Source organism: Janibacter sp. DB-40 (assembly GCF_029510815.1).
Classification (GTDB): domain Bacteria; phylum Actinomycetota; class Actinomycetes; order Actinomycetales; family Dermatophilaceae; genus Janibacter.
In genome coordinates this window covers 1,437,513-1,452,706 of sequence record NZ_CP120360.1, presented here as the reverse complement: position 1 = coordinate 1,452,706, position 15,194 = coordinate 1,437,513, and the positions used below count along the sequence as shown (strand labels likewise).

The window sequence follows — 15,194 nt, the reverse complement described above, 5'->3', positions numbered from 1 at the left end:
TCCACTGTGGGACCCGGTCGTGAGATGAACGTGAAGCGAAGATGAGGAAGCCCTCATCTGTCCGCCGGGCGGCTCAGCGCTCGGCGACCAACCGCACGACGTCGGGGTGCTTCGCGCTGCGCCCGTCCCCCGACGAACGCCCGCGGAGGCGACGCCACGTCCAGGGCCAGACGTAGCGCCGCGTCCAGGTCACCTCGGTGCGCAGGGTCCGGCGGGGCGGCCGCCCCTCGGGCAGGCTCGCCCAGTCGATGGTGGCCGGCACCCCCAGGAGCTCGGCCGCCGCGACCGACAGGCGGGTGTGTCCGAGCTCGGAGAGGTGCAACCGGTCCTCGGCCCACGCGCGCCGGTCCTCGAAGACCGTGCCGGTCGTCACCGTCGGCGGGATCATCCCGTGCTCCTCGCTCAGGTGGCGGTAGAGCCCGTTGAGCAGCAGCCGCCGACTCTGCAGCAGCCGTCCGGCCGGGGTGACGCCGCGGATGTCGGGGATGGGGACGACGACCACGCGGACCCCCTTCGCGGTGAAGGGGGCGACGATCTCGACCAGCCGTTGTTGCAGCGCCGCCACGTCCAGTCGCGGACGCAGGATGTCGTTCATGCCCGCCGTCAGGGTGAGCACATCGGGCTCGAGTGCGAGCGCGGGCTGCACCTGCGTCGCGAGCACCTCCGAGGACCGGTGCCCGCGCACGGCGAGGTTGGCGTAGTCGACCTCACCGTGGTGGCCGGCCAGCAGCTCGGCCAGCCGGTCGGCCCAGCCGCGCGGCGTGCCGTCGGGCCACGGGTGGTCGCCCACCCCTCGGAGAGGCTGTCGCCGATCGCGACGTACCGCAGGGTCCGCTCCGTGCTCATCGGGTGCGCAAGATGCGGGTGCCGGCGGCACGGTCGTGCAGGCCGCGGCCGTCGTCGGTCAGGACGACGATCGGTGGGATCACCAGGCACAGCAGGGCGGCCCGCACGGCTGAGCGAAGGGGGGTGACCCACTCCCCGTGCACCGGCACCACCCGTAGCCCCAGGAGACGGTGGCCGAAGGAGGCGCCGCCGAGGGTGACCCCGATGAGGTGGACGAGGAAGAGCAACCCGAGCGGGAGGAAGGAGAAGGCGGCCGGGCTGAGCTCGACGAGCCGGCCGACGAGGCCGTTGGTGATCAGCAGGCACGCGGCCCAGTCGATGGCCAACGCGATCAGGCGACGTCCGAAGGGGGCGTGGCTGCCCCCTTCGCCGTGGTCGGCTCCGCGACGGCCCGTGCTGCTGCTCACCGGAGCAGACTATGTGTCCCGGTCGTGGTCACTCCCACCGCCCGCCGTCCCCACTCGGTATGTTGTCCCGCACCAGACGTGTCCCAGGACGCGTGTAACACCGGTGAAACATCAGGGTCATGGTCGGGAAACGGCCGGTCCCTAGTGTCAGCGCCGACACCAGTTGCGGCAGGTCACCGTGGGCTGCCGCCCCACCCCAGGAGGATGGTTTGTTCAGCTCCCCTGACGAGGTTCTTGACTTCATCAAGGCCGAGGACGTCAAGTTCGTCGACATCCGGTTCTGCGACCTGCCCGGCATCATGCAGCACTTCAACGTGCCCGCCGAGAGCGTCGACGAGGACTTCTTCACCGAGGGCCAGATGTTCGACGGGTCCTCGATCCGCGGCTTCCAGGCCATCCACGAGTCGGACATGAAGCTCGTGCCGGACATCGCCACGGCGTACCTGGACCCCTTCCGCGAGGAGAAGACGCTCATCGTCAACTTCTCCATCGTCGATCCCTTCACCGGTGAGCAGTACAGCCGCGACCCGCGCAACGTCGCGGCGAAGGCCGAGGCGTACCTGGAGTCCACGGGCATCGCCGACACGGCCTTCTTCGGCGCCGAGGCGGAGTTCTACGTCTTCGACGACGTGCGCTTCGACACCCAGCCCCAGGGCAGCTACTACTTCCTCGACTCGATCGAGGCCGCGTGGAACTCCGGGCGCAAGGAGGAGGGCGGCAACCAGGGCTACAAGACCGCCTTCAAGGGTGGGTACTTCCCCGTCCCGCCGGTCGACCACTTCGCCGACCTGCGCGACAGGGTCTGCGTGAACCTCAAGTCCGTCGGCATCAACGTCGAGCGCAGCCACCACGAGGTCGGCACCGCCGGCCAGCAGGAGATCAACTACCGCTTCAACACCCTGCTGAAGTCCGGCGACGACATCATGAAGTTCAAGTACGTCGTCAAGAACACCGCGTGGGCGGACGGGCGGACGGCGACCTTCATGCCGAAGCCGATCTTCGGGGACAACGGCTCGGGGATGCACACCCACCAGAGCCTGTGGAAGGACGGCGAGCCGCTCTTCTACGACGAGACCGGTTACGGCGGCCTGTCCGACATCGCCCGCTGGTACATCGGTGGCCTGCTCAAGCACGCCCCGGCGCTGCTCGCCTTCACCAACCCGACGGCCAACAGCTACCACCGCCTGGTGCCGGGCTTCGAGGCGCCGATCAACCTCGTGTACTCGGCGCGCAACCGCTCGGCCTGCATCCGCATCCCGATCGCGGGCAACTCCCCCAAGGCCAAGCGTGTGGAGTTCCGCATCCCGGACCCCTCGAGCAACCCGTACCTGTGCTTCGCCGCGCAGCTGATGGCCGGCATCGACGGCATCAAGAACCGCATCGAGCCCCCGGAGCCGATCGACAAGGACCTCTACGAGCTGCCGCCGGAGGAGCACGAGGCCATCGAGCAGGTCCCCACGACCCTGCCCGAGGTGCTCACGGCACTGGAGGCGGACCACGAGTTCCTGCTCGAGGGTGACGTCTTCACCGCCGACCTCATCGAGACCTGGATCGCGTGGAAGCGCGAGAACGAGGTGCTCCCGCTGCAGATGCGTCCGCACCCGCACGAGTTCGAGATGTACTTCGACATCTGAGCCGAGCGCCAGCGAGGCCAGATGTCGAACGACAACACAGCGACATCTGAGCCGGATCGCGAAGCCGAAGGGCGGGACCTCGACCAGGAGGTCCCGCCCTTCGTCATGTCCGACGGGGGTGTGCCGGGCCGACCCGCACGCGTGCGCGGACCTCAGCGTTGTCACACCTCGCTGGGAGAATCGGAGCATGAAGGACAGCCGGTTCACCTCGCTCTGCGAGGACGCGACGGAGCTCGTCGATGGGCTGGACGTCGACGAGCTCGACGACCTGGAGACCATGCTGATGTTCCTCCTGAAGCGACCGGTGACCGTCGTCCAGGAGGATGAGGACTCGATCCTCGTCACGGTCTGGTCCGACGCAGTCGGCTTCGGGTGCCTCACCGAGTTCCCGACGACCGTCGCCGAGCTCGCCGTCTACGCCGCCGAGTCCGCGGTCGAGGCCGGCCCGCACGAGGGCAGGGCCGACTCGGTGCAGGCGGGATCCGATGTCCTCGCGATGGGTGAGGACGAGCTGGTCCCCGCCCTGCAGCATGCCCTCGGGATGGTTCGCGTCTTCAACACCCTCGACGACGAGTAGCCCTCAGCCCCCGATCAACGGCCGCATCAGTCGCGCCACTCCGCTGGGCCGGCCGGTCCAGCGCTCCTCGACGTCGGCCAGCTCCATGGCCTTCAGCCCGGCGTTGATCCCCAGCCACCGCAGCGGCTCCGGCTCCCACACCGGTGAGCGGTGACCGACCCAGGGCAGCCGGACCAGGTCGGTGTCGCGCCGCAAAATGAGGTCACTCAGGGTGCGACCGGCCAGGTTGGTGGTGCTCAGACCGTCGCCGACGTAGCCACCGGCACGGGCGGCACCGGTCTGCGGGTCGAAGGCGACCGACGCGCACCAGTCCCGGGGCACCCCCAGCGCGCCTCCCCAGCGGTGGGTGATCGTCGCGTCGGCAAGCACGGGGAACAGGTCGACCAGCGTGGACCGCAGCGCCGCGAACACCCGGGGCTCGTCCTCGAAACCTGCGCGGACCCGGGAGCCGAAGTGGTACGGCGCGCCACGGCCGCCGAAGGCGAGCCTGTCGTCCGCGGTCCGCTGCCCGTAGATGATCACGTTCCGGAAGTCACTGAAGGTCTGGCGCCGCTCCAGACCGATGCGCTCCCACACGTCCGCGGGCAGCGGCTCCGTGGCGACCATCAGTGAGTAGACCGGTGCCACTGCCCGGCGCTGACCACGGATGCTCGGGGTGTACCCCTCGGTGGCGCGCACCACGACCTCGGCGCGCACCGTGCCGCGGGTGGTCGTGACCCGGCCGGGGGCGAGGGCGATGGCCGGCGTCTGCTCGTGGATCACCACGCCCCGCGCCTCGAGCACGCGGGCCAGACCGCGCACCAGCTTCGCCGGGTGCAGTGCGGCGCAGTGCGGGGTGTAGGTCCCGCCCTCTGCGCCGGCGATGCGCACGTGCTGCCGGAGCTCCTCGCCCGTCAGGAGTGCCAGATCGTCCGGTGTGTCGCCCCAGCGGCGCGCGTCGGCGACCTCCGCGTCGGCGCGCCCGCGCTGGGCCGGCCCGCGGGCGGCCACGACGGTGCCGCCCTTGGCGAAGTCGGCGTCCAGCCGCTCCCTGCGCAGCACATCGGCCACCTCGTCCACGGTCGCGCGCATGGCTGCCGTCATCGCGACCGCGGCCTCGGGCCCGGCCATGCCGGCGAGCGCGGCGGTCGAGCGGGGGAAGAGCGCGGAGCACCAGCCGCCGTTGCGCCCGGAGGCGCCGAAGCCGGCGATCTCGGCCTCGACCACGACCACCCGCAGCGTCGGGTCGACCTCGGTGAGGTAGTAGGCGGTCCAGAGGCCGGTGAGACCGGCCCCGACGATGACGATGTCGGCCTCGCGGTCACCGGGCAGTGGTGGGCGCGGGGTCCAGTCCTCGCCGGCGGTCTCGAACCACAGCGATTGGTCGTAGGCCATGGGAATCAGCGCGCTCCTCGTCGGTTGCTGCACGGGATCATGAGTCGAAGCCCAGCCCGAGACGGTCCAGGGTGCGCAGCCACACGTTGCGGTGCCCCTGGCTGCGGTCCGCGCGGTCCATCGACCACCGGGTCAGCTGCACCGCCCCGTAGCGCAGCGGCTCGGGCGGGAAGGGGGTGGGTCGGGAACGAACCATCCCCAGCCGGGTGCGTTCGGTGTCCCGGCCGTCGATCAGGTCGAGCATCACCCGGGCGCCGAACCGGCTGGCTCCGACCCCGAGGCCGGTGTACCCGAGCGCATAGCCCACCCGGCCCTCGTGGGCGGTCCCCCAGAAGGCGGAGAACCGGGTGGAGGTGTCGATCACCCCGCCCCAGGCGTGGCTGAAGTCGACGTCGGACAGCTGGGGGAAGGTCTCGGCGAAGTGGCGGGCGAGCAGGGCGAAGGTCTCGGGCCGCTGCTCGTGCTCGGGCCGCATCCCGTTGCCGTAGTGGTAGATCGCGTCGTAGCCGCCCCACAGGATCCGGTTGTCCTCGGTGAGCCGGTAGTAGTGGAACTGGTTGCCGGCATCGCCGATGCCCTGCCGGTGGGGCCACCCCACCTCGGCGAGTCGATCGCCGAGCGGCTCGGTGACCAGCGCGTAGTCGTAGACCGGCACGACGTGCAGCCGCAGTCGGCGAAGGAGGGGCCGGAAGGCGTTGGTGGCCAGCGCGACCTTCCGCGCCCGCAGGCTGCCGTAGCCGGTGGTGAGCACCTCGGCCGCACCGTCCCGGTGCAGTGCGGTGACCTCGGTGCGTTCGTGGATGCGCACCCCGAGCCGTTCGCACGCGGCACGCAGCCCCCAGGCCAACCGCGCCGGGTCCACCAGCGCCACGTCGGGGTCGAAGGCCGCTCCCCGGTAGATCGGGGAGTGCACCTGTGCGCGCACCTCGTCGGCGTCCAGCCACCGCACCTTCTCCCCCACCTGCTGGGCCTGCGCGACCCACTCCTGCAGCTCAGGGACCTGCCACTCCTCCGTGGCGACGTCCAGCTCCCCGGTCCGTCGGAAGTCGCAGTCGATGTGGTGGCGCCGCAGCGTCTCCTCGATGGCGTCGAGGTTCTCGCGGCCCAGTCGCAGCAGTGTCGGCATCTCCTCCGGCCACCGCGCCATGCCGTTGGCGAATCCGTGGGTCAGGCTGGCGGCGCAGAACCCGCCGTTGCGGCCGCTGGCCTCCCCGCCGCACTCCCCCGCCTCCAGCAGCACCACGTCCCGCGAGGGGTCCTCCTCCTTGGCGAGCAGTGCCGCCCACAGCCCGGTGTAGCCGCCCCCGACGACCGCGAGGTCGCAGCTGTCGTCCCCGGCCAGTCGGGCCAGCGGGTCGGGCCTGCGGTGTGGTTGGTCCAGCCAGTACGGCGTCGGTACGGCATGGCGCAGTGCACGGCCGGCGTCCACGGTCACCTGCTCCGGTGTCGCTGGGCGGCGGCCCACTGCCCACCGACCACGGCCAGCAACGCGACGACGAACATCAGGGTGCCGATGACGTTGACCTGCGGTGGCACGCCGCGACGCGAGGCACCCCAGACGAACATCGGGAAGTTCACCTCGTTGCCGGCGTTGAAGTTCGACACGATGAAGTCGTCGAAGCTCAGGGCGAAGGCCAGCATCGCGGCCGCCATGATGCCGGGCAGGGCCAACGGGAAGGTGACCCGCCAGAACGTCGACCACGCGTTGGCGTACAGGTCGCGGGCGGCCTCCTCCAGGTTCGGGTCGAGGCCCGACAGCCGGGCCTTGACCGTCACGACCACGAAGCTCAGCGTGAACATGATGTGGGCGATCAGCAGGGTCCAGAAGCCCAGCCTCATCTGCATCGACACGAACAGCGTGAGCAGCGAGGACCCCATCACCACCTCCGGGGTGGCCATCGGCAGGAAGATGAGCATGTTGATGCTCGAGCGTCCTCGGAAGCGGTGCCGGACCAGGGCGAAGGCGATGGCGGACCCGAGGACGGTGGCGCCGATGGTTGCCAGGACCGCGATCTGCAGGCTGAGGACCACCGAGTCGCACATCCCACCCGCAGCACACATGTTCGTCCAGTTCGAGAGGGTGAACTCGTTGAACGAGGTGTTGTAGCGGCCCGCCGGCTTGTTGAACGACTGCAGGATCACCACGGCGATGGGCAGGAGCAGGTACGTCAGGGATCCGACCGCGGCGACGACCACCACGTGTCGTCCGGCAAATTGCACGGCGGCGCGCAGCGGGGAGCGCGGGCCGCTCGGGCGCGACGAGGTGCCCTCACCCCTGGTGTCCCTGGCCGCGGTGTCGGTCGTGCTCACAGGAGCTCCTCCGTTCCTGCCTTGCGGACGTAGACCACCACGAGGGCCACGATCGTCGCCATCAGCATCACCGACAGCGCCGACGCCGTCGGGTAGTCCGTGACCTGCAGGAACTGGCTCTCGATGACGTTGCCGATCATGTAGGTCGAGGGCGTGCCGAGCAGGGCCGCGTTGATGAAGTCACCAGCCGCCGGGATGAATGTCAGGAGCGTGCCCGCGACCACACCCGGAAGCGACAGCGGGAAGGTCACCCGCCGGAAGGCCTGCGTCCCCGAGCAGTAGAGGTCCTGGGCGGCCTCGATCACCCGGTGGTCGATCTTCTCGAGGCTGGCGTACAGCGGGAGGGTGGTGAACGGGAGGAAGTTGTAGGTGATTCCGGCGATGACCGCCACCGGTGTGGCCAGGAGCCGACCGGTGGGGTCCATCAGTCCGACGGCCTGCAGCGTCTGCACCACGAAGCCGTCGTCGGCCAGGATGGTCGTCCAGGCCAGGGTCCGGACCAGGAAGCTGGTGAAGAACGGCGCGATGACCAGCACGAGCAGCACGTTCTTCCAGCGGCCGGCCTTGAACGCGATGGTGTAGGCCAGCGGGTACCCGATGACCAGGGCCAGCACGGTGGCGGTGCCGGCATAGGTGAAGGATCGACGGAACTGCGGCCAGTAGGCCTGCAACGCCTCCGCGTAGGTGGCGAAGTGCCACGTCATCCGGTACCCCTCGCGCAGCGAGCCGCTCGGGTCGTACAGCGAGGTGGAGACAAGGGTGACGAGCGGGACCGCGAAGAAGAGCCCGAGCCACATCAGGCCCGGCAGGAGCAGCAGGTACGGGGTCACCCCCCGGCGCGCGCTGAGGCTCATGAGGTGACCTCGGCGTCGAGGCGCCCCTCCTGCTCCTCCTCGAGCTCGCCGGCGCGGGCATCCTGGGAGGCGTCCAGGCCGAAGGCGTGCTCGGCCTCCCAGCGGAGGGTGACCTCGTCGCCGGGGCGCAGGCGGGTGCCGGACAGGTTCTGGGCGAAGACCACCATCTCCTGCCCCCAGGCGAGGCGAACGAGGTACTGGGTGCTCATCCCGGTGAAGCTGGAGTCGGTGACCACCCCCTCCAGCTGGTTCTCCTCGGACGAGGCCTCGACGCGGGGCCCGATGTGGATCTTCTCCGGCCGGACCCCGAGGAAGAGGTCGTCTCCCCCGGCGGCGCACCGGGAGGCCCGCAGCCGCAGCACGCGGTCGCCCGCCACCGCCACCACGTCGTCGCCCGTGCGGGACCTCACCCGTGCCCGGATCAGGTTGGACTGGCCGAGGAAGTTCGCGACGAAGGTGCTGTGGGGGTTCTCGTAGAGCTCCTCCGGATGACCGAGCTGCTCGACCCGTCCGCCGTTCATCACCGCGACGGTGTCGGCCATCGTCATGGCCTCCTCCTGGTCGTGGGTGACGTGGATGAAGGTGATCCCGATCTCGGTCTGGATCCGCTTCAGCTCCAGCTGCATCTGGCGCCTGAGCTTCAGGTCGAGTGCACCCAGCGGTTCGTCGAGCAGCAGCACCTTGGGCTTGTTGATCAGGGCGCGCGCCAGCGCGACGCGCTGCTGCTGCCCCCCGGAGAGCTGGGTGGGCCGTCGCCCGGCGTACCCCTCCAGCTCGACCAGCTCCAGCATCTCGCCGACCTGCGCATCGACCTGCTTGATCCCCCGACGTCGCAGGCCGAAGGCGACGTTCTCCCCGATCGTCAGGTGCGGGAAGAGCGCGTAGTTCTGGAACACGGTGTTCACCGGCCGCTTGTGGGGCTTGCGTGCGGAGATGTCCTCACCGTCCAGCAGGATGCGGCCGGCCGTCGGCGTCTCCAGGCCCGCGACCATCCGCAGGGTGGTCGTCTTGCCGCAGCCGGACGCGCCGAGCAGGGCGAAGAAGGATCCCGCGGGGACGCTGAGGTCGATGCCGTCGACGGCCGTGAAGCTGCCGAACCTCTTGGTCAGCCCGATCAGCTCCAGAGCGCCCCCTCCGGTGGGAGGACCGGCGTGCTCAGGCATCCTCGACTCCTGTCTCTGCGGGTTCGTCGTCACAGGCATCGTCAGAGCCCGATGGTCTGGGTGTACTGCTCCACCAGCTTCTCGCGCTCCTCCCACGACGGGAGCATGAAGCCGTGCACCTTCGACAGGGTCTGCTCGGAGGGGAAGATCAGCTCGTTGTCCGCGAGCTCCGGGTCGATGTCGCGCATCGCCTCCTTGGCGCCCTCGACCGGGCAGATGTAGTTCACCCACGCGGCGACCTCGGCCGCGACCTTGGGGTCGTAGTAGAAGTTCATCAGCTTCTCGGCGTTGGCCTTGTGCGTGGCGAGGGCCGGCACCTGCATGTTGTCGGACCAGAGCATGCCGCCGGCATCCGGGATCGCGAACGTCACCTTCGGGTCCTCGAACTGCAGCTGGATGATGTCGCCGGACCACGCGATGCAGGCGGAGATGTTGCCCTTGGCCAGCTGGGGCGCGTAGTCGTTGCCGGTGAACTGCCGGACCTGGCCGGCGTCCACCGCGTCGGTGATCCTCTGCATCGCCCTGTCGAACTCGCCCTGGCTGAAGTCCTCGGGATCGATGCCCATCTCGAGCATGATCAGGCCCACGGTGTCGGTCATGTCGGTCAGCAGCGCGATCTTGCCCTTGAGGTCGGGTGCCGTGAGCAGCTCCTCGATCGAGGTGATCTCCCGACCGGTGACCTTGGTGTTGGTGCCGATGCCGGTCAGTCCCGACTGCCACGGCAGGGTGTACTTGCGGTCGGGGTCGAAGGAGGGCGACTGCAGGCTGGCGATCAGGTTCTTGGCGTTCGGGATGTTGGCGGTGTCGATCTCCTGGACGAAGTCCTCCTCGATCATGCGCGCGGCCCAGTCGTTGGAGAAGACGACGACGTCGGATCCGGTGGGCTGGCCGGACGAGAGCTGCGGGCGGATCTTGGCGTAGAAGTCGGCGTTGCCGTTGATCTCCTCGACGTAGTCGACCTTGATCCCGGTCTCCTTCTCGAACTGGACCAGGGTCGGGTGCTTCCCACCGTCGTCGGTGTCGATGTACAGCGGCCAGTTGGAGAAGTTGACCACCTTCTCCTTCGAGGAGACGTCCTCGGCCTCCTGCGTCTCCTGGCCCTGGGTCCCTTCGGTCCCGCAGGCGGAGAGCAGGCCGGCCCCCGAGACGGCCATCCCGCCGACTCCGACGGCGCGGAAGAAGTCTCGCCGGGCGAGCCCCGGGTGGTTGATCCCGGTCGGGCGAGGGTTCGTGGACAGTGGTTTGGTCATGATGGTTCCTTCCAGGTGGCGGGGGCTCAGGACCCTCGGAGAACGATGTCGTGCCAGTCCTTGTGCGCCTCGCCCGTACCGTCGAACATCACGTGCTTGACGACGGTGTACTCCTCCAGGGAGTACGTGGACATGTCCTTGCCGAAGCCGGACGCCTTGACGCCTCCGTGCGGCATCTCGCTGATGATCGGGATGTGGTCGTTGACCCAGACGGTGCCGGCCGACAGCGTGCGCGTCGCCCGGAGGCAACGGTGGACGTCGCGGCTCCACACCGAGGCGGCCAGTCCGTAGCGCGAGTCGTTCGCCAGCGCCAGGCCCTCGTCGTCGCCGTCGAAGGGCAGCACCACCAGGACCGGGCCGAAGACCTCCTCGCGGACGATCGGGTCGGTCTGCTCGACCCCGGTGATGAGCGTGGGCTCGTAGTAGGCACCCGCGGCCAGCGGCCCCTGCGGCACCCCGCCGCCGACCACGACCTTCGCCCCTCGGTCACGGGCCCCCTCGACGTGGGCGGAGACGCGATCCTGCTGTTGACGCGAGATCAGGCTGCCCATGTCGGTGGCGGGGTCGCTGGGGTCCCCCAGCCGCACGTGCGACATCAGCTCGGCCACTCGGTCCACGAAGTCGTCGTACAACGGACGCTGCACGTAGGCCCGCGTGGCCGCGGTGCAGTCCTGCCCGGTGTTGATGAGTGAGCCGGCCACGGCCCCTCGTGCCGCGGCCTCCGGGTCGGCGTCGTCGAAGACGAGGAAGGGGGCCTTGCCGCCGAGCTCGAGCTGGACGCGCTTGGGCGTCTGCGCGGCCACCGCCATCACCCGGCGCCCCACCGCGCTCGACCCGGTGAAGGAGACCATGTCGACGTCGGGATGCCCCACCAGGTGCTCCCCGACCTCGGCCCCCGTCCCCGTCACCACGTTGAACACACCGGGAGGCAGGCCGGCCTCGGTGGCCGCCTCGGCGAACAGCAGCGAGGTCAGGGGGGTGAGCTCACTGGGTTTGAGCACGACGGCGTTGCCGGCGGCCACCGCGGGCAGCACCTTCCAGGCCGCCATCTGCAGCGGGTAGTTCCACGGGGCGATCGAGCCGACGACTCCGACCGGCTCACGGCGCACCATCGAGGTGTGGTCGGGCGAGTACTCACCGGCGGCCTTGCCGCCCAGGTCACGGGAGACACCGGCGAAGAAGGAGACGTTGTCGATGCTGCCGGGGACGTCGAAGTCCCGGGCGAGGCGGATCGGCTTGCCGCACTGGCGGGTCTCCGCCACGGCCAGGTCCTCGGCGCGCTCGGTCAGCAGGCGGGCCCACCGGGTCATCACTTCGGCCCGCTCCACGGGAGCTGCCGCGGCCCACTCGGGGAAGGCCGTTCGGGCAGAGGTGACGGCGTCGTCCACATCCGTGGCGGCGGCCATGCGGAACCGGGCCAGGGTCTCCCCCGACGCGGGGTCGCTCAGCGTCGCCTGCTCACCCCGGCCCGCGACCCGCCGGCCTGCCAGGTAGCTGAAGGCCCCGGCACTCCTGCTGTCGACTCCTGGGATCGCATCCCCGGGACTGTCACCGCCCATCTTCGGCTCCTTCCCCGATCCGTGGCCGTCGGCGTGCATGACGCATGATTTTTACAGAGCGTGATCCACTGCACAAGGGATTCCGTGTCATTCGTCGCATCGTGCAAGCGAATTCGTAATCGACGCCCGCGTGGTCACCCAGGGCGCGGGCTGCGGGAGCGGTCGGGAGGAGGCCCGTCGGGTCACATGAACTCACCGTGCGCCTCCCCCAGCGCCGTGTCGAGGATGCCGATCCCTTCCCGGACCTCCTCGCTCGTGGAGGTCAGCGGCGGGACCAGGTGGATCCGGTTGTTGCTGGCCAAGGGCAGCAACCCCCGTCGCTTGCAGGCGGCGAGGATCGCGCCCATCTCCGGGCTGTCCCCTGCGTACGGGGCGAGCGGCTCGCGCGTGCCGCGATCGCGCACCATCTCCAGGGCCCAGAAGACACCCGTGCCGCGCACCTCGCCGACCCACTCGTGCTTCTCCGCGACGGCATGCAGCTCGGGCCCGAAGACCTCCCGCCCCAGCGCGGCCGCGTGCTCCACGACGCGGTCCTCCTCCATGGCCCGGATGGTCGCGACGGCCGCCGCGCAGGCCAGCGGGTGTCCGGAGTAGGTCAGCCCACCCGGGTACACCCGGTCGGTGAAGGTCGCGTGGATCTCGTCGCTGATGGCGACCCCGCCCATCGGCACGTACCCGGAGTTGACCCCCTTCGCGAAGGTCAGCAGATCCGGCACGACTCCCCCGTGCTCGATGGCGAACCACCGACCGGCCCGGCCGAAGCCGGCCATCACCTCGTCGGCGATCAGCACGATGCCGTGCCGGTCGCACAGGTCGCGCACGCCCCGCAGGTACCCCGGTGGGGGCAGCATGATCCCCGCGGTGCCGGGGATGGGCTCCAGCAGGACCGCCGCGATCGTCGACGCCCCCTCGAGGGTGATCACCTGCTCGAGGTGCTCCAGCGCCCGCTGCGACTCCTCCTCCTCGGTGACCGCGTGGAAGGCACTGCGGTAGAGGTAGGGGCCGAAGAAGTGCACCGTGCCGGTGGAGGCGGTGTCGTTGGGCCACCGGCGGGGGTCGCCGGTGGCGTTGACCGCGAGCTGGGTCCCCCCGTGGTACGAGCGGTAGGTCGAGAGGACCTTCTGCCGACCGGTGTGCAACCGTGCCATCCGGATCGCGTGCTCGTTGGCGTCCGCGCCCCCGTTGGTGAAGAACACCCGGTTCAGGTCGCCCGGGGTGTGCGAGGCGATGAGCCTGGCCGCCTCGGAGCGCGCGGCGTTGGCGTGCTGGGGCGCGACCGTGCACAGCGTCTCGGCCTGCTCACGGATCGCGGCGACGATCGCGGGGTGCTGGTGGCCCAGGTTGGTGAAGACCAGCTGCGAGGTGAAGTCGAGGTACCGGTTGCCGCCGTCGTCCCAGACGTGAGAGCCCTCCGCCCTGCTCACGACCATCGGGTCGAGGGACCCCTGGGCGGACCACGAGTGGAAGACGTGCGCCCTGTCCAGGTCATAGGCACGGTCGACGTCGGTCGTCTGCGTCATGGATGGATCCCTTCATTGCGATCTGCACCCCATCGTCCTCGCCACACACCCAACCGGCGCCATCATTTCGTAGGATCACTGCACTGATGTCGACAGAATGTCGGGGTACGACATGGCCGTCACCGTCGCGGACGTCGTGGGCATGCCGGTGCTGCGTCGCTCCGGCGCGCGCGTGGTGGCCGGTCACGCCGGCCTGGGCCGCGACGTGCGGTGGGCGCACGCCGCGGAGCTGGTCGACATCGCCTCGCTCCTGCGGGAGGGCGACCTGCTCCTGAGCACCGGGATCGCGATGCCCGACACGGGCGACGAGCTGCGGGCCTTCGCCACCAGCCTGCAGGACATCCGGGCGGCCGGTGTGGTCATCGAGCTCGGTCGCCGCTGGCAGGAGCTGCCGCCGGCGCTCGTGGCCGGCTGTGACGATCTCGGCCTGCCGCTGGTCGCGGTCTCCCGGGAGGTCGGCTTCGCCGCCGTCACCCAAGCCATCGGTGAGCGCATCCTCGCCGAGCAGCTCGCCGAGCTGCGTCAGGCCCAGCGGGTGCACGAGACCTTCACGAGCCTGAGCATCGCCGAGGCCGGACCGGAGGCGATCCTCGAGGCCGTCCAGCGGCTCTCCGGCGCAGCCGTCGTCATCGAGGGCGAGCAGCACCAGGTGCTGGACTACCGCTCCGGACCCGATGACATCGGTGGGGTGCTGGCGGACTGGTCGACGCGCTCGGCCGCGGTGCGGCTGGAGGGCCGCACCACGTGGGACGAGGACAACGGGTGGCTGGTCACCCGCGTCGGGCGAAGGGAGCGGGGCTGGGGGCGTCTCGTCGTACACCTCGCCACGCCCCCCTCGGAGGGGATGATCGCCATGGCCGAGCGGGCGGCCGCGGCCCTGGCCCTGCACCGCCTGCACGACCGGCAGCGCGACAGCGCAGTGCGCCGGACCCACCACGAGCTGATCGTCGGCCTGCTCGCCGATCCGAACGATCCCGACCTGCTGCGCCGGAGCGAGCTGGCCGGGATGCCAAGTGCCGGAAGGACACTGGTGGGGCTCTCCCTTCGCCCGCTCGTGGAGCGACCGACCGGGAGCACCGGACGCACCGGCCGGGTGGACGAGGTGATCGCCGCCACCGTGCACGCCGCGCAGGAGGCGCGGGTGCCCGCGCTGGTGTGCGACGTCGAGGGCGATGTGCGCGCCCTGCTGTCCCTGCCGCCCACCGCGGACGTCGACCGGGTCGTCGACGACCTCGCCGCCCACGTGTGCCGCCGCCACCGCGCCGTCGTGGGCGCCGGCCGGCCGGCCCTGCGCGCCGCGGACATCGACAGGACACTCCGGGAGGCTCAGCACGTGGTGGAGTCGGTGCGCACCGTCGACGCCCGGCCGGTGCACCGGCTCGAGGACGTCCATCTACGCGGGCTGCTCGCCCTCCTGGCCTCCGACGACCGCGTCCGCCTGTTCAGCGAGCGTGAGCTCGAGCAGCTGCGCCGGCACGACACCGAGCACGATGCCCAGCTGCTGGAGGCCGTCCGCGCGCTGCTGCTGCACCCCACCAGCAAGTCGGCCGCCGCAGGCAGCATCCACCTGTCCCGTCCGGTCTTCTACGACCGCCTGGCCAGGGCCGAGCAGGTGCTCGGCCGGGACCTGGACGACCCGGACGTGCGCTCCTCGCTCCACGTCGCCCTGCTCGTGGACGAGATCACCACCGGCGGCTGAG

Annotated in this window: 13 protein-coding genes; 3 read left to right on the top strand and 10 right to left on the bottom strand. The window is 70.2% G+C overall.

Annotation, left to right across the window (positions count from 1 at the left end):
* Positions 1 to 73: 73 nt before the first annotated feature.
* Positions 74 to 790 (bottom strand): SGNH/GDSL hydrolase family protein, encoded by a 717-nt coding sequence (locus PVE36_RS06815; RefSeq protein ID WP_277455448.1) that lies wholly within the window; start codon positions 788 to 790, stop codon positions 74 to 76.
* 52 nt (positions 791 to 842) lie between these two features.
* Entirely contained in the window at positions 843 to 1,253 is a 411-nt protein-coding gene (locus PVE36_RS06810; protein WP_277455447.1) for an RDD family protein, read from the bottom strand.
* Between the two features lie 209 nt (positions 1,254 to 1,462).
* Between PVE36_RS06810 and glnA the strand changes: the two genes are divergently transcribed.
* Together glnA and PVE36_RS06800 are read left to right on the top strand one after the other, a co-directional pair.
* Positions 1,463 to 2,887 (top strand): type I glutamate--ammonia ligase, encoded by a 1,425-nt coding sequence (glnA, locus tag PVE36_RS06805; protein ID WP_277455446.1) that lies wholly within the window; start codon positions 1,463 to 1,465, stop codon positions 2,885 to 2,887.
* 187 nt (positions 2,888 to 3,074) lie between these two features.
* A complete protein-coding gene (locus PVE36_RS06800; RefSeq protein ID WP_277455445.1) occupies positions 3,075 to 3,464 on the top strand; it encodes a hypothetical protein in 390 nt (129 codons plus the stop codon).
* Between the two features lie 3 nt (positions 3,465 to 3,467).
* Here PVE36_RS06800 and PVE36_RS06795 read toward each other — a convergent pair whose 3' ends face one another.
* The 8 genes from PVE36_RS06795 to PVE36_RS06760 form a co-directional block, all read right to left on the bottom strand.
* On the bottom strand, positions 3,468 to 4,838 hold the full coding sequence (locus tag PVE36_RS06795; protein WP_277455444.1) for an FAD-binding oxidoreductase: 1,371 nt from the start codon (positions 4,836 to 4,838) through the stop codon (positions 3,468 to 3,470).
* Positions 4,839 to 4,875: 37 nt separating this feature from the next.
* Positions 4,876 to 6,267 carry an FAD-dependent oxidoreductase gene (locus tag PVE36_RS06790; protein WP_277455443.1) on the bottom strand — a complete coding sequence of 464 codons (1,392 nt, stop codon included), beginning with the start codon at positions 6,265 to 6,267 and terminating at the stop codon, positions 4,876 to 4,878.
* Between the two features lie 2 nt (positions 6,268 to 6,269).
* On the bottom strand, positions 6,270 to 7,148 hold the full coding sequence (locus tag PVE36_RS06785) for an ABC transporter permease (RefSeq protein WP_346780627.1): 879 nt from the start codon (positions 7,146 to 7,148) through the stop codon (positions 6,270 to 6,272).
* A complete protein-coding gene (locus PVE36_RS06780) occupies positions 7,145 to 8,002 on the bottom strand; it encodes an ABC transporter permease (protein ID WP_277455442.1) in 858 nt (285 codons plus the stop codon). Before PVE36_RS06780 ends, PVE36_RS06785 begins: the two co-directional genes overlap by 4 nt.
* Complete coding sequence (locus tag PVE36_RS06775) at positions 7,999 to 9,165, bottom strand: ABC transporter ATP-binding protein (RefSeq protein WP_277455441.1); 1,167 nt, start codon at positions 9,163 to 9,165, stop codon at positions 7,999 to 8,001. Before PVE36_RS06775 ends, PVE36_RS06780 begins: the two co-directional genes overlap by 4 nt.
* Before the next feature lie 41 nt (positions 9,166 to 9,206).
* Complete coding sequence (locus tag PVE36_RS06770) at positions 9,207 to 10,415, bottom strand: spermidine/putrescine ABC transporter substrate-binding protein (protein WP_277455439.1); 1,209 nt, start codon at positions 10,413 to 10,415, stop codon at positions 9,207 to 9,209.
* A 26-nt stretch (positions 10,416 to 10,441) separates the two neighbouring features.
* Positions 10,442 to 11,974, bottom strand: coding sequence for a gamma-aminobutyraldehyde dehydrogenase (locus tag PVE36_RS06765; protein WP_277455438.1), 1,533 nt, complete (start codon positions 11,972 to 11,974; stop codon positions 10,442 to 10,444).
* A gap of 182 nt (positions 11,975 to 12,156) precedes the next feature.
* Positions 12,157 to 13,494 (bottom strand): aspartate aminotransferase family protein, encoded by a 1,338-nt coding sequence (locus tag PVE36_RS06760; protein WP_277455437.1) that lies wholly within the window; start codon positions 13,492 to 13,494, stop codon positions 12,157 to 12,159.
* Positions 13,495 to 13,606: 112 nt separating this feature from the next.
* Here PVE36_RS06760 and PVE36_RS06755 point away from each other — a divergent pair, with 112 nt between their 5' ends.
* Positions 13,607 to 15,193, top strand: a complete 1,587-nt coding sequence (locus PVE36_RS06755) for a PucR family transcriptional regulator (protein WP_277455435.1) — start codon at positions 13,607 to 13,609, stop codon at positions 15,191 to 15,193.
* Position 15,194: the final 1 nt, after the last annotated feature.